Genomic DNA, 20,536 nt, shown 5'->3' with positions numbered 1-20,536 from the left:
TAGCAGTTTAAGCGCTGAACTGTTCGAACGCCTCGCGCGCTTTGGCGCTGTAGGCAATCGATGGACCACCGCCCATATAAGAGGCCATCGCCAAGGCCTCGTTCAACTCGTCCATGGTCGCGCCGAGTTTTACCAGGGAACGGGTATGAAAGCCGATACAGCTGTCGCAACGGGTCGCGATGGCGATGCCCAACGCGATAAACTCTTTGGTTTTTTCGCTCAGCGCACCTTCTGACTTCGCAGCAACACCCATCTGGCCGAAGCCCTTCAGCGTTGTGGGAATGTCTTTTGCGAGGTGATTGATGTTGCCTTCGGTTTCGGCAATGAATGCTTTCCAGTCCACGCGGGCCTCCTTAGAGCGTTTCGAGATTAAGTTGGCTCGCAACTTGATTTCGGAACGCCCACGACATCAAGAGGTATCGAGCATTTCGCGTTAAACTTAGACGTAAATTCATCGCGAAGCGCTTATTGATCTCTCGTGCATATCACCCTTGTGTGCTGGCTTGCCAACCCCGCCCACGAAGACGTGATTATCGGCAGTCCATCTCTGGATATTATTAAGCGGCAAGGCCCTTGGAGCCCATCTTCAGAAACTTTTCGCGACGCTCTTTCAAAAGCTTGTCGCCCTTTTGACGTTTCTTGAGCGCCTTAAGTTCTTCTTCGATGGCTTTTCCGACGGCTTCGATCGTTTCCGTTTTGCCACGCTGGGCCCCGCCCACGGGCTCGGGGATGATCTTGTCTACAACACCCAGCTGGTTCAGGTCTTGCGCGGTCAGGCGCAACGCCTCGGCCGCTTCGCGCATCTTTTCGGCGTCTTTCCAAAGGATCGAAGCACAGCCTTCGGGGCTGATCACGGAATAGATCGAATGCTCCAGCATCATCACAGAGTTGGCCGTCGCAAGCGCCACCGCGCCACCCGAACCGCCTTCGCCGATAATCACCGAGATAACGGGTGACTTGACGTTCAACGAACGCTCGGTCGCGCGGGCGATTGCTTCGGACTGTCCGCGCTCTTCCGCACCTTTGCCGGGATAGGCTCCGGGGGTGTCAACAAGCATGACAATCGGCAATCCAAACCGATCAGCCAAATCCATCAGGCGAATGACTTTGCGATAACCCTCGGGACGCGCCATGCCGAAATTACGTTCAATCCGCGATTTCGTATCATTGCCTTTTTCCTGACCCATGACGACGACGGGGATGTCACCGATCCGGCCAAGCCCCCCCATGACAGCGTGATCATCGGCAAAGTTACGATCACCGGCCAATGGGGTGTATTCAGTAAATAACGCCTCGATATAGTCCTTGCAGTGGGGACGATCAGGATGGCGGGCCACCTGACATTTGCGCCAAGGGGTCAGGTCGTCATAGAGGTCTTTCAGCAGGGTCTCGGCCTTGGCATCCAATCCGGCAGCTTCGCCTTCGACGTCCATCTCTTCATTGGCTCGGGCAAGCGCGCGCAGTTCTTCTGCTTTGCCCTCGATTTCAGCCAGCGGTTTTTCAAACTCAAGATAGTTGGTCATGGCTCATGCCCCGTTTGATATCGTTCATAGCTATATGCCGCTTGAAACGACGCAATACAACTACTGCTCTGTTCTTGGCAGGCATAACTCGGCAAGATTTATGCATCGAATGTCGGGCAATACGTAGTGGAAAGGCGAAAGGAGCATGTCTTGCAATACGAAGATCGACTACTGCGGGTGCTGAACTATATCCACGACAATCCGGATGGAGACTTGTCGTTAGACCAGTTGGCAGATGTTGCGGCGATGTCGCGGTTCCACTGGCACCGCGTGTTTCACGCGATGTCGGGCGAGACATGCGCACAAGCGGTGCGGCGTATGCGTTTGCACCGTGCTGCGGGCCGATTGGTGCGCGAAGACACAGCGATCGATGTGATTGCTAAGGAGTGCGGCTACCCAAATCCGCGCAGCTTCACGCACACGTTTCGCGCGTCGTACGGCAAAACTCCGACCGCCTTTCGAACCGCTGGCAGGCTTGATGCCCCGGCACTATTGCAGCGAATAGGAGAACTAAAGATGCACACTGTTGATATTCGAGAAACCGATGGGAAACGATTGATCGGCCTGTCCCACAAGGGGGCCTATATGGAGATCGGAAAGAAGTTCGAAGAAAGCGCCACGATGATCAGTGCACGTGACTTATGGGGTAAATGTGGTCCTATGATGGGGGTCTATTTCGACGATCCTGACGCCGTCGCCGAAAAAGACCTGCGCAGTTTTGCGGGTGCTCAGTGGCGCGGTGGCGATGTGCCGGATGATTTCGAGGTGATGGATATTCCCGCCGGTCGCGAGGCTGTTCTGACCTACAAAGGGCCCTACGCCATGATCAAAACGGCATATGATGCGCTTTACGGCCGCTGGTTGCCGAGCTCTGGTGAAACACCGGCCGATGCGCCAAGCTACGAAATCTACCTGAATGATCCGCGCACAACCGATCCAGAGGATCTGTTAACGGAAATCTGCATGCCTCTGGCGTCATAGTCGCAGCGGCACGCGCGCTGAATAACAGCGCGCGTGCCGCTCTAGTCTACTGGTTCAGGAATTCGCGATCAGTTCGGCCTGAGCGACGATGACCTCAGCCTGTTTGATCGAGGCAATGTCGACCAGACGTCCTTTGTAAACCGTTGCGCCTTCTCCGTTGGCCTTGGCTTGCTCCATTGCGGCAAGGATTTCACGCGCCTCGGCTACGGCTGCTTCGGAAGGTGTGAAAACCTCGTTGGCCAATGCGATTTGCTTGGGGTGAATGGCCCATTTGCCAACCATACCCAGCGTGGCAGACCGTTTGGCCTGCGCGATATATCCCTCGTCATCAGAGAAATCGCCAAACGGGCCGTCGACGGGCAGAATGCCGTGGGTGCGGCAAGCGGCAACGATCGCAGCTTGTGCCCAGTGCCAGGGATCCGACCAGTGTTTCTCTCCTTCGCGCAGCATGTAGTAGTTCTCTTGTGTGCCGCCGATGCCCGTGGTTTGCATACCCATCGAGGCCGCGAAGTCGGCCGCCCCGAGGCTCATGGCTTGCAAGCGGGGCGATGACGCGGCGATTGCTTCGACATGCGCGAGGCCGGCAGCGCTTTCGATGATGACTTCGAAACTGACGGGTTTGGTGCGGCCCTTGGCGCGTTCGATGGCTGTGACCAGTGCGTCCACCGCATAAACATCTTCGGCGCAGCCAACCTTGGGGATCATGATCTGATCCAGACGGTCGCCCGCTTGTTCCAAAATATCCACAACATCGCGATACCAATAGGGCGTATCAAGGCTGTTGATCCGTACCGACATGTACTTATTGCCCCAGTCGATGGTGTTCAGCGCGTCGATGATATTCGCGCGGGCCGCGTCCTTGTCAGAAGGGGCAACACTGTCCTCCAGATCAAGGTTGATCACATCCGCGGCAGAGACTGCCATCTTTGGGAAGAGCTTGGTGTTTGATCCGGGGCCAAACAATTGGCAGCGATTTGGGCGAGCTGGAGCAGCAGGCTGAAGGCGAAAGGACATGGGAACCTCGGTGCAAGAAAGTTTCTAAGCGGTTGTAGTGAGGGATAGATTATTGCGCGGCGCCGTTCAAGCCGCATTTTGCAGGTGCAGCAAGCCGATTGCTGCGGGCGCATATGGGTGATGATGGGATACACGTGCTTGGAACTAATTCTCTCCGGCGAAAACTGCCGCAGAAACACACACAGGGGGAAGTAATCGTCGTTCTTGTCCTAGAACATGCAAGTATCTTTCAGCAGATTAGCATTCAGCGATGGATAATTGCTCATTGAGGTGCAGCAGAGTGCGAATTGAAAATCCTTTTGCGGACGAATCCGAATATCTACGTCCGGACGGGATTCACTTGCCAGGAGGGCGCTATGATCAAGACCCCATATCTTCTGTTTCTGGGCGACGCGCCCGACCAACTGGCCGCGAAGGTGGCACAGGGCATCAAAGACTGGCGCCCGGAAAATGCCGTGGGCCAATTCCGGCTGGAAGGCTGTGGTGCCGATCTGGGGCTGACCGACATGACTTTGCAAGAGGCAAAGGAAGCGGGTGCAAAAACTCTGGTCATCGGTGTGGCCAACCGAGGCGGCGTTATTTCCAAAGAGTGGAAGAAGGTTCTTGTGACAGCGCTAGAAGAGGGGTTCGACCTTGCCTCTGGCCTGCACAACCTTCTGCGTGATGAACCTGATCTTGTGGCGGTGGCCGAAGCCACCGGCCAAGAGCTTCATGACGTGCGTATTCCAGAAGTTGATTACCCGATTGCCAACGGCAAGACCCGATCCGGCAAGCGCTGTTTGGCCGTTGGAACGGATTGCTCGGTTGGCAAGATGTATACCGCTCTTTGCATGGATGCAGAAATGCGCAAGCGTGGCATGAAATCGACCTTCCGGGCCACCGGACAGACCGGCATTCTGATCACAGGTGATGGCGTGCCGCTAGACGCTGTCATTGCCGACTTCATGGCGGGATCAGTGGAGTACCTGACCCCAGACAACGATGAAGATCACTGGGATCATATCGAGGGGCAGGGCTCGCTGTTCCATGTGTCATATTCGGGCGTCACCATGGCGCTGATCCATGGTGGTCAGCCGGATGCTTTGATTCTTGCGCATGAGCCGACCCGCGAACATATGCGGGGTCTGCCCGAGTATCAGCAACCGTCGCTGGAAGATCTGAGAGATACTGCGCTGGCGTTGGCCAAGGTGGCGAACCCGGATTGCCAGGTTATCGGCGTGTCCGTGAACACACAACACATGTCCGATGAGGATGCCAAAACCTATCTGAACAAAGTGGAAGCAGACATGGGTCTGCCCGCCACCGATCCATTCCGTTATGGTGCAGGCAAACTGGTGGATGCTCTGGCAGCTGTGTAAGCTGATTGTGTTCAAGCCGGGGGGCCAGCCCCCCGGAACCCCCCGGGATATTTAGGGAAAGAAAATAAGGGGCAGCTATGCGTATTTCGGTCACTGCGGACGTGTTTAAGTTGGCGCAGGTTTTCACCATTTCGCGCGGATCACGGACCGAGGCGAAGGTCCTGACTGTTCGCGTGAGCGATGGGTCGCATGACGGCTGGGGCGAGTGTGTTCCTTATGCGCGCTATGATGAAACGCTGGAGAGTGTGACCGACGAGATCATGGGCCTGCCCGGCGATGTCACGCGGGAGGCGTTGTATGACCTTTTGCCTGCCGGGGCGGCACGGAATGCGATTGATTGTGCCTTGTGGGACCTTGAGGCGAAGCGAGCAGGCAAGCGCGTTTGGGAGTTGGCGGGGTTGTCTGCACCCGGACCGGAGATCACGGCTTATACTCTGTCACTGGCGGAGCCTGCGGAGATGCAGGCGCAGGCAGCTAAGAACGCACATCGTCCCTTGTTGAAAATCAAGCTGGGCACGCCGGATGATATGCCCCGATTGGAAGCGGTTCGCGCGGGTGCGCCGGACGCAAAGATCATCATTGACGCGAACGAGGGGTGGTCGGCTGATGTGTATGCAGACCTTGCGCCGCATCTGGTTCGGTTGGGCGTTGCACTTGTTGAACAACCTCTGCCTGCCGGTGAGGATGAAGCTTTGATCGGGATGGATCGGCCCGTACCGGTTTGTGCGGATGAAAGCTGCCATGATCGCGCCAGCTTGCCCGGGCTGAAGGGTAAGTATGACGTGGTGAACATCAAGCTGGACAAGACCGGCGGGCTAACCGAGGCTTTGGCATTGCGTAAGGCGGCGTTGGCTGACGGCTATGATGTCATGGTGGGCTGCATGGTCGGATCGTCTTTGGCGATGGCACCCGCGACATTGGTCGCGCAAGGGGTGATTGTGACCGACTTGGACGGACCGCTGTTGCTTGCCGAAGACCGTGACGTGCCTCTGCTTTTCGATGAAAAAGGTGTGCACCCGCCGGAAGCGGCGCTTTGGGGGTGAGGCTGTTATCCGCGACCAGCGATTTGGGTCAGAAACACGCCGAAGCCCATGACCGCAATTCCGGCAAAGCGCCACAAGGTCAACGGCGAGGGCTGCGCGCCGAAGAGGCCAAAATGATCAATGACCGCCGCAGAGATGAGTTGACCAATCAGCACAAAGAACACCGCATTGCCGACGCCGAATGTTGGGGCGACCCATGTGATGGTCAGGACGTAGAACGCAACAAGACATCCGGCCAGAAAAAGGTGGGGCGGGGCGCTGGTTGCTCCTTTTACCGATCCGCTCGAAAAGAAGAACACGGCGCTTGTCGTCAGCAACGCCACCAGAAACAGGATAACACCCGCCGCAATCGGAGATCCCAACCGTTGACCCAACGCGGCATTCAATGCTGCCAGGATTGGTATTCCAATTCCGGCTGTAAGCATGATGGCTGCGGATTGGGTGGCGCTGGGCATAGGATTTCTCTTTTGCAATTTATCAAGACCTGAGTATCAACAGCCAGAACAGGAAATACCGCGCGGGTCAACTGGCCCGACTGGCGTCACACCAAGGAGACCTGACATGACCCGTACCGTTTACGTGAACGGAGAGTACTTGCCCGAGACGGAAGCCAAAATCTCGATCTTTGACCGTGGTTTTCTGTTCGCGGATGCGGTGTACGAAGTCACAAGTGTGTTGGATGGCAAACTGATTGCGTTTGACGGGCATGCGGAGCGGTTGAAACGGTCGTTGACCGAGTTGGATATGGAAAACCCCATCTCGACCGAAGATCTGCTTGAGGTTCATCGCGAGTTGGTTCGACTGAACGAGATTGATGAAGGGCTGATCTATCTTCAGATTTCGCGCGGGGCAGCATCCGACCGTGATTTTGCATTCCCGGACCCCGCCGAGGTCAAGCCGACGGTGGTGCTGTTTACGCAGTCTAAGCCCGGACTGGCAGCGACCGTGAAGCCGATGAAGGTCATCTCGATCGATGATATCCGCTGGGGACGACGCGACATCAAGACGGTTCAGTTGCTTTACCCCTCTATGGGGAAAATGATGGCCAAGGCGGCTGGTGCAGATGATGCTTGGCTGGTCGAGGATGGGTTCGTAACCGAAGGGACGTCGAACAACGTTTATATCGTTAAAGGCGGCAAGATCATCACGCGCGGTCTGTCCAATGATATCCTGCATGGGATCACGCGGGCGGCTGTGTTGCGCTTTGCTGAGGAAGCTCAGATGGAGATCGAGGAGCGTAATTTCACCATCGAGGAGGCCCAGAACGCAGACGAGGCGTTCTTTACGTCCGCATCAGCCTTCGTGATGCCAGTGGTGCAGATTGACGATGCCGTGCTGGGAGATGGGACACCGGGCAGTGTGGCGCTGCGCCTGCGTGAAATCTATCTGGACGAAAGCATGAAGCAGGCTGTCTGATACCAAGGTGTAACTCGCAAAACGGGCGGCGTAGGCGGCCCGTTTTTTGTTGACCAGAACCCAACGAAAAAAGCCGCTGGATTTCTCCAACGGCTTTCTAATTTAAATACTGAAAGGCTTACGCAGCCAGAGCAGCCTGTGCTTTTTCGACGATGGCACCGAATGCTTCGGGTTCGTGAACGGCCAGATCGGCCAAAACCTTACGGTCCACTTCAACGCCAGCCATGTTCAGGCCGTTGATGAAGCGCGAGTAAGTCAGGTTTTCGTCATGCGAACGCACAGCAGCGTTGATCCGTTGGATCCACAGCGCGCGGAAATTGCGCTTGCGGTTCTTACGGTCGCGAGTTGCGTATTGGTTCGCTTTGTCGACGGCTTGGCGCGCTACCTTGAAGGTATTCTTGCGGCGGCCGTAATAGCCTTTGGCGGCCTTGACGACTTTTTTGTGACGGGCGTGGGTTGTGGTTCCACCTTTAACGCGGGACATATCTGTATCTCCTCTTAGCGGTCGTAGGGCATGTAGCCCTTGACGATCTTAGCGTCGGGGGCGGACAGAGCGGACGTGCCGCGTGCGTTGCGGATGAATTTCTTCGTCCGTTTGATCATTCCGTGCTGTTTACCAGCCTGGGCTCCCATGACCTTGCCGGTCGCGGTCACCTTAAAGCGCTTCTTGGCGCTTGATTTGGTCTTCATCTTGGGCATTTCCGTCTCCTTCGTGGGGTTCGGTTCGGACGCGACTCGGCATGCCACTTAAGCCGGCCACGCATGAAGTGCGCGATATAGGCGGAATCATTCAAGCTGGCAAGCGGATTCTGAGTTTTCGGCAGTGATCGCGGCCTAGGCCGACAACATCACCTTCAAACGCCCAAAAACGGTGCGGAACGCCGTGAAAATATCATCGATTTGATACCCTCCGGGGCGTTGTAGAAGCGCGATTGCCACCAAGCCACCGCCGATCATAAACATGATCGCGGGTACACGCGGCGTGCGCCCCTCGCGGATCGCGGAAAAAAACGACGGGATTGATAGTGTAAGCACAATAATCCCGACAACAATAAACGTGTCTTCCCTCATAACTGTCTCCTCCACACCCCGTAAGGATGCGATGAAGTCAGGTTACTCCTGATCTGCGGCAAAAATAAGCCGTTCATCACACGGGGCTACGCGCAAGATATTCGTAGTGCCGGGCACATTGAAGGGGACACCGGCGGTTACGACAATTTGGTCAGCTTCCGTTGCGAATCCGGCACTGCGCGCTGCACGCGCGGCAGAAACGACCGCAGTTTTGAAGCGTTCGACCTGAATGGGGGTTACGAAGCAATTTGTACCCCAAGACAGGCACAAACGCCGTGCTGTACCTCGCAGAGGGGTGAGCGCAATGATCGGAACGCGCGGGCGTTCCCGCGAGGTCAAAAGCGCTGTCGTGCCTGATTGCGTGAAGCAGCAAATTGCTTTGATGTCAGTGGTTTCTGCAATTTCACGCGCCGCAGCAACGATAGCATCGTTAATTCCGCTGCGTGAGGCTACGCGGGACGCTTCGACCTGCTCGCGGTAAGTCTCATCGTGCTCTACTTCAACAGCCACCGAATTCATTGTCGTTACCGCTTCAATCGGATACTGACCGGCCGCGCTTTCCGCAGACAGCATAACGGCGTCAGTACCATCATAGATGGCATTCGCGACGTCCGAGACCTCGGCGCGTGTGGGCATCGGGCTTTCAATCATGCTTTCCAGCATTTGGGTCGCAACGATCACAGGTTTGCCTGCACGCCGGCAGGCATGGATTAAGCGTTTCTGGATCGGGGGAACCGCGTGCACGGGTAACTCGACTCCCAAATCGCCACGCGCCACCATGATCCCGTCAGACACACCAAGTATCGCGTCAAATGCGTGCACAGCTGCGGGTTTTTCGATCTTCGACAGGATCGCGGCGCGCCCCTGTGCGAGTTCGCGGGCCTCGGTTACATCTTCTGCGCGTTGGACAAAACTAAGCGCAAGCCAGTCGACACCAAGTTGGCACGCAAATTCCAGGTCGGCGCGGTCTTTGTCCGACAGAGCCGCCAGTGGCAAGACCACGTCAGGCACGTTCACACCCTTGCGGTCCGAGATCGTACCGCCCACTTCAACAACGCAATCGGCGAAGTCTGGGCCGCAATCCTTGACCTTCAGCCGCAGTTTTCCGTCGTTCACCAAAAGTGATGATCCGTTCTCAAGTGCCGCAAAAATCTCGGGGTGGGGCAGGCAGACGCGATTTGCGTCCCCGGGGGCGTCGCTCAGGTCGAACCGGAAATCCTGACCTACTTCGATTTCCACCGCACTTTCCGCAAACACGCCGCAGCGCAGTTTCGGGCCCTGGAGATCGGCCAGAATGGCAATCGGACGCTCCACGTCTTTTTCAACTTTGCGAACCATCGCGTGACGCTCACGCTGTTCGTCATGCGTGCCGTGCGACATATTCATGCGGAACACATCTGCGCCTGCCTCGAACAGTGCGCGAATCGTTTCGTAGTCGTTGGAGGCGGGGCCAAGCGTGGCGACAATCTTGACGTTGCGATGGCGTCTCACGGGGCGCATCTCCTGTTTATCGGTCTGAAATCGGGTTCGAACGCTCTATGCCCGAAAATGTTAGCGCTGACAACTGGCGCTTGCCAAAAGCCTCGCATAAATGGGTCTGACAAATTAAGACGACACGAACATGACATACAATCCTTACACGATCATCGGAAAAGACCGCCCGGCCCGCTGGCTGATCACCTGCGACCATGCCGCGAACACCGTGCCTGACTGCGTCGGTGGTGGCGATTTGGGCATCTCGGCGACGGACATGGCCCGTCACATCGCATATGATGTGGGAGCGGCTGGGGTGACACGACACCTTTCGGACCTTCTGGATGCACCGGCTGTTCTGTCGAACTTCTCGCGATTGGTGATTGATCCCAATCGCGGCGAGGATGATCCAACGCTTCTGATGAAGCTATATGATGGGACGATCATCCCTGCAAATCGGCACGCAGACGACGTTGAGCGTGATCGGCGCCTGAACGCGTTTCATCGCCCCTATCATCAGGCTGTTGCCGATCTGGCAGCGCGCCAGCAAAACACGGTGATTGTGGCGATGCACTCCTACACGCGGCAGCTCAAGGGGCGAGGGATGCGGCCTTGGCACATTGCCGTCCTGCATGAACATGACAGCCGACTGGCAACGCCTTTAATCGCGCGCTTACAACAAGAACCCGACCTTTGTGTTGGGGAAAACGAGCCTTATGGCGGCCATCTGGACGGCGACAGCATTGATCGCCATGCTTTGGCCGCGGGACGCGTCAATGTCCTGATTGAAATTCGCAACGATCTTATCGAAACGGATGACCAGCAACGCAACTGGGCGGAGCGGCTTGCGCCAATCCTGACCGAAGTTCTGGCGAATAACGGGTTATAGTGGGTCACAGTTCGCATCGGCAAATCGTCGCAGATTTATTGCCCTGCGTTCAGCGCACTCCCATATAATTGGTAGGGAACAATGAAAGGAGACCTGCCATGACACTTGAGAACATGACCTCTTTCTTTGGTTGGATTTCGGTCATCAATATTGCCTTCCTTTTGCTCGCTACGTTTGGCGTGGTGGTGATGAAACGAATGGCAATCCGAATACATTCATCAATGTTTCACATGACAGACGAGGCGCTCAACGCCGCGTATTTTACCTATCTCGCGAACTTCAAGCTGCTCACGCTTGTGTTCGGCATTACGCCGTGGCTTGCATTGAAGTTGATGTCTTGACCTGACGGGTGCGGTTGACCTTGTTGGCCGCACCTTGTCCTATGCGTCAAATTCCAGCCCGAAAAACGGAGCACAAATATGGACGACCAGACCCGCATTGAAATTGAAGCCGCCGCCTTCCGCCGTCTGCAAAAGCACTTGATGGAGGATCGTCAGGACGTGCAGAACATCGACATGATGAATCTGGCGGGCTTTTGTCGCAATTGCCTGTCACGTTGGTATCAGGAAGCCGCCAACGAGCGCGGAATCGAGATGTCAAAAGAAGAAGGGCGCGAAGCTTACTACGGCATGCCATACAGCGCGTGGAAAGCGAAATTCCAGACTGAAGCCGATGCCGATCAACAGGCCGCCTTCGAAGTCGCCTTTAAAGAAAACGTGTTGAATGACAAAAACTGACGTCGATCTCGGGTTTTCAAAAATATTTTGACCCGAGTGTCGATTTTGCTGTTTCCCGAACGTCTGGTACACAGAAAGGCCTGAAGTCTTTCCCAACATCTGAAAGGAAACTCCGATGCAATATATGTGTTTGATCTATAATGCCGAAGACAATGGCCCCCAACCGGGCACTGACGAATTCGGCCCCTATATGCAGGGTTATGTGGATTTCACCAAAGAAGTCGAAGATGCGGGCAAGATGAATGGTGGCAACGCGTTAGAACCCGTCGCCACGTCAACCACCGTTTCTGTGCGTAATGGAAAAACTGAGATTGTTGACGGCCCGTTTGCCGAGACCAAAGAGCAATTGGGCGGCTACTACATCCTTGATTGTAAGGATTTGGACGAAGCGCTGCACTATGCCGCCAAGATCCCGGATGCCAAATACGGTCGGATCGAAGTTCGTCCCGTCATGATCTTCGACTGACACTAAATGCTGCCCCCGGTCGAAGCACAGGCGCTTGTTGCGCGGCTGATCCGCGAAGACTGGGGGCGCATCTTGTCCTCCCTCGTATCCACCACCGGCAACTATGCGTTGGCCGAAGACAGCTTGCAGGACGCGGTTGTATCCGCGCTTGAGGTTTGGCCGCGCAAGGGCGCACCACGCAATCCTGACGCATGGCTGATTACAGTCGCACGCCGCAAGGCGCTGGACCGCATCCGGCGCGGTCAAACCGCCGAGCGGAAATCCAGCGAACTTGCCTTGTGGCTGGAGCAACACCGCGATGACCCCGAGGACCGGGATATGATGATCCCAGACCACCGACTTGAACTCATCTACACCTGCTGCCACCCGGCGCTTGAGGAAAAATCCCGCGTGGCCCTGACATTGCGCGCGCTGGGCGGCCTGACCACAGCCGAGATCGCCAAGGCCTTTCTGGACAAAACCGACGCGATGGCCGCGCGCCTGACGCGGGCTAAAAAGAAACTCGCTGGCGCGGGTATCGCCTTCAAGCTGCCTGAACCTGACGACTTGCACGACCGTACCGATACGGTACTGAAGGTGATCTATCTGATCTTCACCGAGGGCTGCCATGCTTCTGCAGGGCAGCTGATGCGCGAGGAACTGGTGCAAGAGGCGATCCGTCTTGGCCGTATCCTGACCAACTTGCTGCCCGACCACGCCGAGGCAAAGGGGCTACTGGCCCTCATGCTGCTGTCGGACAGTCGCCGACTGACCCGAAGGGGTGAAGACGGCAGCTTTATCCCGCTCGACGCGCAAAACCGCGCACGTTGGAACCGTGGACGAATAAGCGATGGTTTGGCGTTGACCAAAGCCGCACTTTCAACTGGCCCGGCTGGCCCATATGCGTTGCAAGCCGCGATCAGCGCAGTTCATGCCGAGGCGCGGGATTTCAAGTCTACCGACTGGGCGCAAATTGTGGCGCTCTACGATGTGCTCTATCAACGTGGACCCAATCCAATCCTTCGGATCAATCAGGCCGTCGCCGTTTCCTATGCGGACAGCCCCGAGGCGGGTTTGCGCCTGCTTGCCATGGTCGAATCGGAGGATAAGTTGACGGGTTATCAACCGTTCCACGCCTGCCGCGCCGACCTACTGGCCCGCCTTGGCCGCCATGAAGAGGCAGCCGTTAGCTACCGCGCGGCCATCGCTTTGTCACAAGCACCCGAACAGGCAGCGTTTTTGGAAAGCCGACTTCACGCCTTGAACGCCCCTTAACAACCCCGCCCCCGCTTGCCATTTTGCCCTGTATTCGCTAGCTGGAAGCGGTGCGAAGTAAAGGGACCGACATGGACGAGCTCAGAACAAAATATCTGGACGCAATCGGTGGGGCCGCTGATGAGGCGGCGCTGGAAGATATCCGCGTGCAGGCGGTCGGCAAGAAGGGCGAAGTCGCCCTGAAAATGCGCGAACTGGGCAAGATGACGCCCGAGGAACGCCAAGTCGCTGGTCCCAAGCTGAACGCCCTGAAAGACGAGATTAACTCGGCCATCGCCGCCAAGAAATCCGGGCTGGCAGATGCCGCACTTGATGAACGTCTGCGCACCGAATGGTTGGACGTGACCTTGCCCGGTCGACCCGCGCGCCAAGGCAGCATTCACCCGATCAGCCAAGTGACCGAGGAAATTTCGGCCATATTCGGCGATATGGGTTTCTCGGTCGCCGAAGGGCCGCAGGTTGAGTCCGACTGGTATAACTTCGACGCCCTGAATATCCCGCCGCACCACCCCGCGCGTCAGGAATTCGACACGTTCTATATGCACCGCGACACGACGATTGAGGGTGGCGACAACCGCCCGCCGCACGTGCTGCGCACCCACACGTCGCCCGTACAGATCCGCGCGATGGAGAAGACCGGCGCGCCGATCCGCGTGATCGCACCGGGCCGCGTTTACCGATCAGACTACGACCAGACCCACACCCCGATGTTCCATCAGGTCGAGGGGCTGGCGATCGACAAAGATATCTCGATGGCGAACCTGAAATGGACGCTGGAAGAATTCGTACGCGCGTTCTTTGAAATAGACGAGATTGAACTGCGCTTCCGCGCCTCGCACTTCCCCTTCACCGAACCCTCGGCCGAGGTCGACATCCGTTGCTCATGGGCCGGCGGCACGCTGAAACTGGGCGAGGGCGACGACTGGATGGAAATCCTTGGCTCTGGCATGGTGCACCCGAAAGTGCTGCAATCTGCGGGCGTTGATCCTGACGAGTGGCAGGGCTTCGCCTTCGGCCTCGGCATCGACCGTCTGGCCATGCTGAAATACGGCATCCCCGACCTGCGCGCGTTCTTTGATAGCGACCTGCGTTGGCTGAGGCATTACGGGTTCAGTTCGTTGGATGTTCCGACGATGCGTGGGGGGCTGAGTAGGTGAAGACCAACTCAATAGACCAACACGGCAACCATTGGGCCGTTGCGTGGGGGCTTGCGGATGAGCGTCAGGCCCTGGTCGAGGAGTTTGACATTAATGGAACACTCGCGGAGACAGGCGAGGCTGTTACATTTACTGACCCACTCTACAGCGAAGAAACCAAGACACTGCACGTCTATGAGACAGCGGAAAACGGCAAGCATTATTTTGTTGCAATCGCAGAAATTACACCTGGCATTTATGCCGTAGGAGTCCGCCAATGAAATTCACCATCTCCTGGCCGAAAGACCACCTCGACCATAAGGCATCTCAATGAGCGACGACGACATCGAAGACCTGCAAGTCACTTACCCCGGCGCCGGGACGTTCAAGTTTGGCGACAGCGCCAAGCTGTCGGCCAAGCTGATCAAGCGGGTGCGGGCGGGACAGAAGCATGCGACCTCTGGCGCGCTGCGTGACTTCGCGGATGACCCGGAGTCTATGCCTCAGGTCGGGCGTTGCGATATCGCGGCCAATTGGGACGGCACGCCAGCGCTGGTGATCCGCACCAAGTCGGTGCAGCAGGTCCGGTTTTGCGATGTCACCGAGGAATTGGCCCATGCCGAGGGCGAAACGCTGGAAGGTTGGCAGCGGGGCCATAAGGCCTATTTTGAGCGCAACGGCGGATTTGACCGCGAAATGATGTTGCTGTTTGAGAAATTCGAAGTGGTTGAAGATTTGGCAAGCCGTCCGGCGATGCAGACAGAGGACAAGACATGAAATTCACACTCTCCTGGCTGAAAGACCACCTCGACACCACGGCGTCCGTGGACGAGATCGCCGAGGCGCTGACCGATCTGGGGCTAGAGGTTGAAGAGATCATCAACCCCTTGGATCGTTTGGGTGCGTTCACGCTGGCCAAAGTGACCCATGCTGAAAAGCACCCCGATGCGGATCGTCTGCGTGTTTGCACGGTTCAGACCAACCAAGGCGACAAGACCATTGTCTGCGGCGCACCCAATGCGCGCGAAGGCATCACTGTCGTCCTTGCCAAGCCCGGCGACTATGTGCCCGGTATCGACATCACTCTGTCCGTCGGCAAAATCCGTGGTGTCGAAAGCCACGGCATGATGGCGTCCGAGCGCGAGCTGGAGCTGTCGGACGAACATGACGGCATTATCGAGCTTCCCTCGGGTGAGGTGGGTGACCGTTTCGTCGACTGGCTCGCCGTCAATGACCCGACCAAGGTTGATCCCGTGATTGACATCGCCATCACGCCCAACCGCCCCGACGCGCTGGGCGTGCGCGGCATTGCGCGTGATCTGGCCGCTCGCGGTTTGGGTACGCTAAAGCCGATGGTCGAACACAAGGTTGCGGGCAACGGCCCCAGCCCGATCAACGTCACCATTGATGACGATACGCTGGACGCGAACCCGTTGTTCATGGGGCGTCTGATCAAGGGCGTGAAGAACGGCCCCAGCCCCGCGTGGTTGCAAGCGCGTTTGAAAGCGGTGGGCCTGCGCCCGATCTCGGCCTTGGTCGATATCACGAACTTCTTCACCTACGACATGAACCGCCCACTGCACGTGTTCGACGCTGACAAGGTCAAAGGCGACCTGCGCGTGCACCGTGCCAAGGGTGGCGAGACGCTGATCGGTCTGGACGAAAAAGAATACACGTTTGAACGCGGCATGGTCGTGATCTCGGACAGTGAAGGCGTGGAGAGCATCGCGGGCGTGATGGGTGGCTTGCCCACAGGCTGCACGGAAGAAACTACGAACGTGTTCCTTGAGGCGGCTTTCTGGGAAACCATCCAGATCGCCAAGACCGGTCGTGCGCTGAAGATCAATTCGGACGCCCGCTATCGCAACGAACGAGGGATCGACCCGGCCTATAACGCGCCTGCAATCGAGGCCGCGACTCAGATGATCCTTGATCTCTGCGGCGGTGAAGCGTCGGATGTGGTGACTGCCGGGGCCGAACCGGATGTGAGCCGCGCGTACAAGCTCGACACAGACCGTGTGCAGAGCCTCGTGGGTATGGACATTCCGGCGGATGAGCAGCGCAAAACGCTGACCGCGTTGGGCTTCACCATCGACGGTGACATGGCGCATGTGCCCAGCTGGCGTCCTGATGTGTTGGGGTCCGCTGATCTGGTCGAGGAAGTCGCGCGTGTAGCGTCGCTGACCAAGCTTGTCGGCAAGCCGCTTCCGCGCACCCATGTGGGTGTGCCCAAAGCGATCTTGTCGCCGATGCAAAAGCGTGAAGGCATCGCGCGGCGTACTGTGGCGGCGCTGGGCTACAATGAATGTGTGACCTACAGCTTCATTGATCAGGCAAGCGCTGCGCGCTTTGGCACCGGCGGTGATGACGTTGCATTGGCAAACCCGATTTCGTCCGAGATGAGCCACATGCGCCCCTCGCTTCTGCCGGGTCTGTTGCAGGCGGCCGCGCGCAACCAAGCGCGTGGTTTCATGGATCTGGCGCTGTTTGAAGTTGGCCCTGTCTTCAGCGGTGGCGAGCCGGAAGAATACGAACAAATGGTCACAGGTATCCTTGTTGGCAACACCGGCCCTCGCGACCGTTTCGGCGCGCGCCGTCCGGTCGACACCTATGACGCTAAAGCAGATGTCGAGGCGGTTCTGAACGCCATCGGTGCGCCTGCCAAGCTGACCTTTGTACGCGACATGAACGCGTGGTGGCACCCAGGCCGTTCGGCCAAGCTGGGTCTGGGTCCGAAGAACATCCTTGGCGCATTTGGCGAGCTGCACCCGAAGACCATCGCCGAGATGGATGTTAAAGGCCCGGTTGTGGCTTTTGCGGTCCATCTGGCGAAAGTGCCGTTCCCGAAAGCCAAGGGCACGGGCCGCATGGCGCTGGGCGCATCTGATCTGCAACCAGTCGAACGCGACTTTGCCTTTGTGGTGGATACGGATGTGGAAGCCATCAATCTGGTGAATGCGGCCGCAGGTGCGGACAAGGCGCTGATCACCGACGTGAATGTCTTTGACGAATTCATTGGTGGCAGCTTGGGTGAGGGTAAGAAATCCTTGGCCATCACGGTGCGCCTGCAACCGCGTGACGCGACCCTGACTGACAAGGACATTGAGGCGGTAAGCGCAAAGATCGTCGAGAAGGTCGGCAAAGCCACCGGCGGTACTTTGCGGGGATAACTTAAAGCGCGGCTCTTCGGGGCTGCGTTTTCATTTGGAGGATGATCATGACCCTGAACGTATATCTTTCCGGCGAAATCCACACCGATTGGCGCGAGCAAATCATCGACGGTGCCAAAGGCTTGGACGTCAGTTTCTCGGCTCCAGTAACGGATCATGAGGCCTCGGATGATTGTGGCGTCGCCATTCTGGGCGAAGAGCCCAACAAGTATTGGCACGACCACAAAGGTGCGATGGTGAACGCGATCCGTACCCGTAAGGGGATCGAGGATGCAGATGTCGTTGTCGTTCGCTTTGGCGAGAAATACCGCCAGTGGAATGCGGCGTTTGACGCGGGATATGCAGCAGCGAAAGGCAAGTCACTAATCGTGCTACAAATGCCCGAGCATGATCATGCGTTGAAAGAGGTCGATGCGGCTGCGCTGGCCGTAGCGCGCGAGCCCGAGCAGGTCGTTGAAATCCTGCGTTACGTCCTAACGGGTCAGCTCTCCGGTTGACCTGTGCGTCAATTTACGGTGAGCGAGCGACTGTTTTTCCCCCGGAAAACAAGATGCAAGCGCTTCCATATTCGGATAGTATACGCGCGTAAACTTATGAAACGCGTAACATCTGAAAACAGAGTGAGGACAGTATGCTCAACGAATTCAAAGATTTCATCGCCAAGGGCAATGTCATGGACATGGCAGTTGGTATCATCATCGGTGCCGCCTTTACCGCAATCGTAACGGCTTTGGTGTCTGACCTGATTAACCCGATTATCGGGCTGTTCATGGGCGGTATCGACTTCACCAATATGTATGCCGTGCTTTCTGGCAACGTGGCGGCAGGGGCTTCGCTGGAAGCAGCCCGTGATAGTGGAGCAGCTGTCTTCGCATATGGCTCGTTCATCATGGCAATCATCAACTTCCTGATCATCGCATTCGTTGTGTTCATGCTGGTGCGCTACGTGAACAAAGCCAAGGAAGCCGCAGCCGCGAAAGAAGAGGCCGCAGAGGAAGAACCCGCAGGCCCGACTGAGCTTGATATCTTGACGGAAATCCGTGACGCGCTGAAGAAGTAACGGTTTTGAACAATTATTGGAAAGAGCGCCCGAAACCGGGTGCTCTTTTTCTTTTGGGATTTCCGATGAAACAGTGCGAGATTCGGTGTTTTTCGTTTGACACCGGGGCCGGGTCGGAATATCTCGGCCACCGATGTGAGATGGCGTGATAGCTCAGCTGGTTAGAGCACAGCACTCATAATGCTGGGGTCGGCGGTTCAAGTCCGCCTCACGCTACCATCTCAAATGTCGAAGAAAGCCCTGCCATGTGCGGGGCTTCTTTCGTTTGGCACTATTTTAAATGATAGGTTAGCGCGTTTCCAATGAAGAGCCGCAGGGGCTCCTCCAGTGATGTTACATCCTTGTCGAACAGAATCGCACGGTTGCCGTCGTAGTTAAACTCGGCAGGAAACAGGCTGCGGAACTCCGAAATCAACGTCGTCTGACAATGGACATAAAGCGCGGTGCCCCCAGATTTCGGGGTTCCCAACCGGATCGTCGTCCCGGATTTGGTGTCTGGCGTCAGATATGCAGGCTGTCCCCATTTCAACGTCTCTTCGATCCGTCCGACCCCCGGTGTCGCCTGGGCGGTTGAAAAGATAAGGGACCGCAGGGCCAGCAGGTGCGCAGTCGCGCCGGATGGGAAAGTCTTAAAGGTCGCGGCGACCTCGGAGCTGGCAAATGGAGGTGATAATTCCGACATAGGAACAAACTGTGGCGTCATGGTTGCTGTGTCAAAGAAAAAGCCCCACCAAATGGCGGGGCTTTTCAATGAATTGATCAGAGGATCAGATTTTCAGAGCGTCTTCCGGAGTGATCGTGTCAAGGCCAAGAGCCTCGCCCACCGCCGCGTAGGTCAGCTTGCCGGCATGTACGTTCAAACCGTTCAGCAGATGCTCGTCGTCTGCACAGGCTTGCTTCCAACCTTTGTCAGCCAAGGCCAGCATGAAAGGCATGGTGGCGTTACCAAGAGCGATGGTCGATGTACGTGCAACAGCGCCCGGCATGTTGGCAACACAGTAGTGCATGACGCCATCAACTTCGTAAACTGGATCAGCGTGAGTGGTGGCTTTCGAAGTCTCAAAGCACCCGCCCTGGTCGATGGCAACATCTACAAGAACCGAACCGGGTTTCATGGTCGACAGTTGTGCGCGCGTGATCAGCTTTGGGGCCGCAGCGCCAGGGATCAGAACCGCACCAATGACCATGTCAGCGGTCTCGATCAGTTCAGCCGTGGCTGCCGCAGTCGAGTACTGGTTTTTGAACGTGCCGCCGAAAACGTCATCGAGGTACCGAAGACGCGGGATCGAGCGGTCAAGAATGGTCACATCAGCGCCCATGCCAGCCGCGATTTTGGCTGCGTGCGTACCAACAACACCGCCGCCAATCACGACAACTTTTGCCGGACCAACACCGGGAACGCCGCCCATCAGAACACCGCGGCCGCCATTGGCCTTCTGCAATGTCCACGACCCAACCTGGGGGGCCAGACGACCGGCAACTTCCGACATTGGCGCCAACAGGGGCAGGCCGCCATTGCGGTCGGTCACAGTCTCATAAGCGATTGCTGTGCAACCGCTTTCCAGCAGGTCTTTCGTTTGCTCGGGATCGGGAGCAAGGTGCAGATATGTGAACAGCAATTGGCCTTCGCGCAGCATCTTGCGCTCTCCGGCCTGAGGCTCTTTTACCTTCACGATCATGTCTGCTTTGGCGAATACTTCCTCTGCGGTGCCAATAATGGAGGCACCAACGGCGACATAGTCATCGTCCATGAACCCAGCACCTTCACCGGCGTTGGTTTCGACAATTACGGAATGGCCACGGCCGATCGCTTCACCAGCAGCAGCAGGTGTCAGGCCGACACGGAATTCTTGTGGTTTGATTTCTTTCGGGCAACCGATCAACATGGGGTATCCTCCTCAGTCCCTGTAGATGGGAAATATTTCCTGTTTCCATCTTGCTTGCG

The 20,536-nt window shown here is 56.9% G+C and carries 25 protein-coding genes and 1 tRNA gene; 16 read left to right on the top strand and 10 right to left on the bottom strand.

The window, feature by feature from the left end; genetic code table 11:
• Positions 1-7: 7 nt before the first annotated feature.
• Positions 8-343 (bottom strand): carboxymuconolactone decarboxylase family protein, encoded by a 336-nt coding sequence (locus V6N04_RS07830; RefSeq protein WP_371169587.1) that lies wholly within the window; start codon positions 341-343, stop codon positions 8-10.
• 214 nt (positions 344-557) lie between these two features.
• Complete coding sequence (locus V6N04_RS07825; protein ID WP_371169586.1) at positions 558-1,523, bottom strand: acetyl-CoA carboxylase carboxyltransferase subunit alpha; 966 nt, start codon at positions 1,521-1,523, stop codon at positions 558-560.
• 150 nt (positions 1,524-1,673) lie between these two features.
• On the opposite strand from V6N04_RS07825, the gene V6N04_RS07820 reads away from it, so the two are divergent.
• Positions 1,674-2,504, top strand: a complete 831-nt coding sequence (locus V6N04_RS07820) for an AraC family transcriptional regulator (RefSeq protein ID WP_371169585.1) — start codon at positions 1,674-1,676, stop codon at positions 2,502-2,504.
• A gap of 54 nt (positions 2,505-2,558) precedes the next feature.
• On the opposite strand, the gene V6N04_RS07815 is transcribed toward V6N04_RS07820, so the two are convergent.
• Complete coding sequence (locus tag V6N04_RS07815) at positions 2,559-3,518, bottom strand: L-malyl-CoA/beta-methylmalyl-CoA lyase (RefSeq protein WP_371169584.1); 960 nt, start codon at positions 3,516-3,518, stop codon at positions 2,559-2,561.
• A 356-nt stretch (positions 3,519-3,874) separates the two neighbouring features.
• On the opposite strand from V6N04_RS07815, the gene dgcN reads away from it, so the two are divergent.
• Positions 3,875-4,876, top strand: coding sequence for an N-acetyltransferase DgcN (gene dgcN / locus V6N04_RS07810; RefSeq protein ID WP_371169583.1), 1,002 nt, complete (start codon positions 3,875-3,877; stop codon positions 4,874-4,876).
• A 77-nt stretch (positions 4,877-4,953) separates the two neighbouring features.
• On the top strand, positions 4,954-5,919 hold the full coding sequence (gene dgcA, locus V6N04_RS07805) for an N-acetyl-D-Glu racemase DgcA (protein ID WP_371169582.1): 966 nt from the start codon (positions 4,954-4,956) through the stop codon (positions 5,917-5,919).
• 5 nt (positions 5,920-5,924) lie between these two features.
• On the opposite strand, the gene V6N04_RS07800 is transcribed toward dgcA, so the two are convergent.
• Positions 5,925-6,374 (bottom strand): DMT family transporter, encoded by a 450-nt coding sequence (locus V6N04_RS07800; RefSeq protein WP_371169581.1) that lies wholly within the window; start codon positions 6,372-6,374, stop codon positions 5,925-5,927.
• A gap of 106 nt (positions 6,375-6,480) precedes the next feature.
• On the opposite strand from V6N04_RS07800, the gene V6N04_RS07795 reads away from it, so the two are divergent.
• Positions 6,481-7,335 carry a D-amino-acid transaminase gene (locus V6N04_RS07795; protein WP_371169580.1) on the top strand — a complete coding sequence of 285 codons (855 nt, stop codon included), beginning with the start codon at positions 6,481-6,483 and terminating at the stop codon, positions 7,333-7,335.
• Positions 7,336-7,453: 118 nt separating this feature from the next.
• Here V6N04_RS07795 and rplT read toward each other — a convergent pair whose 3' ends face one another.
• From rplT to pyk, 4 genes are all read right to left on the bottom strand, one after another.
• On the bottom strand, positions 7,454-7,819 hold the full coding sequence (rplT, locus tag V6N04_RS07790; protein WP_371169579.1) for a 50S ribosomal protein L20: 366 nt from the start codon (positions 7,817-7,819) through the stop codon (positions 7,454-7,456).
• Between the two features lie 14 nt (positions 7,820-7,833).
• Positions 7,834-8,034, bottom strand: coding sequence for a 50S ribosomal protein L35 (rpmI, locus tag V6N04_RS07785; protein ID WP_371169578.1), 201 nt, complete (start codon positions 8,032-8,034; stop codon positions 7,834-7,836).
• Between the two features lie 135 nt (positions 8,035-8,169).
• Positions 8,170-8,406, bottom strand: coding sequence for a hypothetical protein (locus V6N04_RS07780; RefSeq protein ID WP_371169577.1), 237 nt, complete (start codon positions 8,404-8,406; stop codon positions 8,170-8,172).
• Between the two features lie 42 nt (positions 8,407-8,448).
• Positions 8,449-9,897: a pyruvate kinase gene (gene pyk, locus V6N04_RS07775; RefSeq protein WP_371169576.1), complete on the bottom strand. Its 1,449-nt coding sequence runs from the start codon at positions 9,895-9,897 to the stop codon at positions 8,449-8,451.
• A gap of 130 nt (positions 9,898-10,027) precedes the next feature.
• Here pyk and V6N04_RS07770 point away from each other — a divergent pair, with 130 nt between their 5' ends.
• The 12 genes from V6N04_RS07770 to V6N04_RS07715 all read left to right on the top strand — a co-directional run bounded on the left by V6N04_RS07770 (position 10,028) and on the right by V6N04_RS07715 (position 18,810).
• The gene (locus tag V6N04_RS07770) at positions 10,028-10,768 is read left to right on the top strand and encodes an N-formylglutamate amidohydrolase (RefSeq protein ID WP_371169575.1); all 741 of its coding nucleotides are present in this window, start codon (positions 10,028-10,030) and stop codon (positions 10,766-10,768) included.
• A 98-nt stretch (positions 10,769-10,866) separates the two neighbouring features.
• On the top strand, positions 10,867-11,109 hold the full coding sequence (locus tag V6N04_RS07765) for a DUF6868 family protein (protein WP_371169574.1): 243 nt from the start codon (positions 10,867-10,869) through the stop codon (positions 11,107-11,109).
• A 78-nt stretch (positions 11,110-11,187) separates the two neighbouring features.
• Positions 11,188-11,505 carry a DUF1244 domain-containing protein gene (locus V6N04_RS07760; protein ID WP_371169573.1) on the top strand — a complete coding sequence of 106 codons (318 nt, stop codon included), beginning with the start codon at positions 11,188-11,190 and terminating at the stop codon, positions 11,503-11,505.
• 115 nt (positions 11,506-11,620) lie between these two features.
• The gene (locus V6N04_RS07755; RefSeq protein WP_371169572.1) at positions 11,621-11,971 is read left to right on the top strand and encodes a YciI family protein; all 351 of its coding nucleotides are present in this window, start codon (positions 11,621-11,623) and stop codon (positions 11,969-11,971) included.
• Positions 11,972-11,977: 6 nt separating this feature from the next.
• On the top strand, positions 11,978-13,225 hold the full coding sequence (locus V6N04_RS07750; protein WP_371169571.1) for an RNA polymerase sigma factor: 1,248 nt from the start codon (positions 11,978-11,980) through the stop codon (positions 13,223-13,225).
• A 71-nt stretch (positions 13,226-13,296) separates the two neighbouring features.
• Positions 13,297-14,382, top strand: coding sequence for a phenylalanine--tRNA ligase subunit alpha (gene pheS, locus V6N04_RS07745; RefSeq protein ID WP_371169570.1), 1,086 nt, complete (start codon positions 13,297-13,299; stop codon positions 14,380-14,382).
• Positions 14,379-14,642, top strand: a complete 264-nt coding sequence (locus tag V6N04_RS07740) for a hypothetical protein (protein WP_371169569.1) — start codon at positions 14,379-14,381, stop codon at positions 14,640-14,642. Before pheS ends, V6N04_RS07740 begins: the two co-directional genes overlap by 4 nt.
• 49 nt (positions 14,643-14,691) lie before the next feature.
• A complete protein-coding gene (locus V6N04_RS07735) occupies positions 14,692-15,138 on the top strand; it encodes an ASCH domain-containing protein (RefSeq protein ID WP_371169568.1) in 447 nt (148 codons plus the stop codon).
• On the top strand, positions 15,135-17,531 hold the full coding sequence (gene pheT, locus V6N04_RS07730) for a phenylalanine--tRNA ligase subunit beta (protein WP_371169567.1): 2,397 nt from the start codon (positions 15,135-15,137) through the stop codon (positions 17,529-17,531). Before V6N04_RS07735 ends, pheT begins: the two co-directional genes overlap by 4 nt.
• Positions 17,532-17,578: 47 nt before the next feature.
• Positions 17,579-18,028, top strand: a complete 450-nt coding sequence (locus tag V6N04_RS07725) for a YtoQ family protein (RefSeq protein ID WP_371169566.1) — start codon at positions 17,579-17,581, stop codon at positions 18,026-18,028.
• Between the two features lie 134 nt (positions 18,029-18,162).
• Positions 18,163-18,591 carry a large conductance mechanosensitive channel protein MscL gene (gene mscL / locus V6N04_RS07720; RefSeq protein WP_371169565.1) on the top strand — a complete coding sequence of 143 codons (429 nt, stop codon included), beginning with the start codon at positions 18,163-18,165 and terminating at the stop codon, positions 18,589-18,591.
• A 142-nt stretch (positions 18,592-18,733) separates the two neighbouring features.
• Positions 18,734-18,810 (top strand) — tRNA-Met (locus V6N04_RS07715).
• A 52-nt stretch (positions 18,811-18,862) separates the two neighbouring features.
• On the opposite strand, the gene V6N04_RS07710 is transcribed toward V6N04_RS07715, so the two are convergent.
• Positions 18,863-19,273 (bottom strand): DUF1801 domain-containing protein, encoded by a 411-nt coding sequence (locus tag V6N04_RS07710; protein WP_371169564.1) that lies wholly within the window; start codon positions 19,271-19,273, stop codon positions 18,863-18,865.
• 85 nt (positions 19,274-19,358) lie between these two features.
• Positions 19,359-20,477, bottom strand: coding sequence for an alanine dehydrogenase (gene ald, locus V6N04_RS07705; protein ID WP_371169563.1), 1,119 nt, complete (start codon positions 20,475-20,477; stop codon positions 19,359-19,361).
• Positions 20,478-20,536 lie beyond the last annotated feature (59 nt).

This window comes from Aliiroseovarius conchicola (assembly GCF_041403445.1).
In the GTDB taxonomy this organism is placed as follows: Bacteria; Pseudomonadota; Alphaproteobacteria; order Rhodobacterales; family Rhodobacteraceae; genus Aliiroseovarius; species Aliiroseovarius conchicola.
This window is presented reverse-complemented; position numbering and strand designations above follow the sequence as displayed.

Excerpts from the sequence above, each read along its gene's own strand:
- V6N04_RS07780 (WP_371169577.1), bottom strand. The coding sequence starts at position 8,406 with ATGAGGGAAGACACGTTTATTGTTGTCGGGATTATTGTGCTTACACTA.
- pheT (WP_371169567.1), top strand. The coding sequence starts at position 15,135 with ATGAAATTCACACTCTCCTGGCTGAAAGACCACCTCGACACCACGGCG.
- V6N04_RS07710 (WP_371169564.1), bottom strand. The coding sequence starts at position 19,273 with ATGTCGGAATTATCACCTCCATTTGCCAGCTCCGAGGTCGCCGCGACC.
- V6N04_RS07755 (WP_371169572.1), top strand. The coding sequence starts at position 11,621 with ATGCAATATATGTGTTTGATCTATAATGCCGAAGACAATGGCCCCCAA.
- V6N04_RS07825 (WP_371169586.1), bottom strand. The coding sequence starts at position 1,523 with ATGACCAACTATCTTGAGTTTGAAAAACCGCTGGCTGAAATCGAGGGC.
- dgcA (WP_371169582.1), top strand. The coding sequence starts at position 4,954 with ATGCGTATTTCGGTCACTGCGGACGTGTTTAAGTTGGCGCAGGTTTTC.
- ald (WP_371169563.1), bottom strand. The coding sequence starts at position 20,477 with ATGTTGATCGGTTGCCCGAAAGAAATCAAACCACAAGAATTCCGTGTC.
- rplT (WP_371169579.1), bottom strand. The coding sequence starts at position 7,819 with ATGTCCCGCGTTAAAGGTGGAACCACAACCCACGCCCGTCACAAAAAA.
- V6N04_RS07770 (WP_371169575.1), top strand. The coding sequence starts at position 10,028 with ATGACATACAATCCTTACACGATCATCGGAAAAGACCGCCCGGCCCGC.
- V6N04_RS07750 (WP_371169571.1), top strand. The coding sequence starts at position 11,978 with ATGCTGCCCCCGGTCGAAGCACAGGCGCTTGTTGCGCGGCTGATCCGC.
- V6N04_RS07800 (WP_371169581.1), bottom strand. The coding sequence starts at position 6,374 with ATGCCCAGCGCCACCCAATCCGCAGCCATCATGCTTACAGCCGGAATT.
- V6N04_RS07795 (WP_371169580.1), top strand. The coding sequence starts at position 6,481 with ATGACCCGTACCGTTTACGTGAACGGAGAGTACTTGCCCGAGACGGAA.
- dgcN (WP_371169583.1), top strand. The coding sequence starts at position 3,875 with ATGATCAAGACCCCATATCTTCTGTTTCTGGGCGACGCGCCCGACCAA.
- V6N04_RS07725 (WP_371169566.1), top strand. The coding sequence starts at position 17,579 with ATGACCCTGAACGTATATCTTTCCGGCGAAATCCACACCGATTGGCGC.
- V6N04_RS07760 (WP_371169573.1), top strand. The coding sequence starts at position 11,188 with ATGGACGACCAGACCCGCATTGAAATTGAAGCCGCCGCCTTCCGCCGT.
- V6N04_RS07735 (WP_371169568.1), top strand. The coding sequence starts at position 14,692 with ATGAGCGACGACGACATCGAAGACCTGCAAGTCACTTACCCCGGCGCC.
- mscL (WP_371169565.1), top strand. The coding sequence starts at position 18,163 with ATGCTCAACGAATTCAAAGATTTCATCGCCAAGGGCAATGTCATGGAC.
- pheS (WP_371169570.1), top strand. The coding sequence starts at position 13,297 with ATGGACGAGCTCAGAACAAAATATCTGGACGCAATCGGTGGGGCCGCT.
- rpmI (WP_371169578.1), bottom strand. The coding sequence starts at position 8,034 with ATGCCCAAGATGAAGACCAAATCAAGCGCCAAGAAGCGCTTTAAGGTG.
- V6N04_RS07765 (WP_371169574.1), top strand. The coding sequence starts at position 10,867 with ATGACACTTGAGAACATGACCTCTTTCTTTGGTTGGATTTCGGTCATC.
- V6N04_RS07815 (WP_371169584.1), bottom strand. The coding sequence starts at position 3,518 with ATGTCCTTTCGCCTTCAGCCTGCTGCTCCAGCTCGCCCAAATCGCTGC.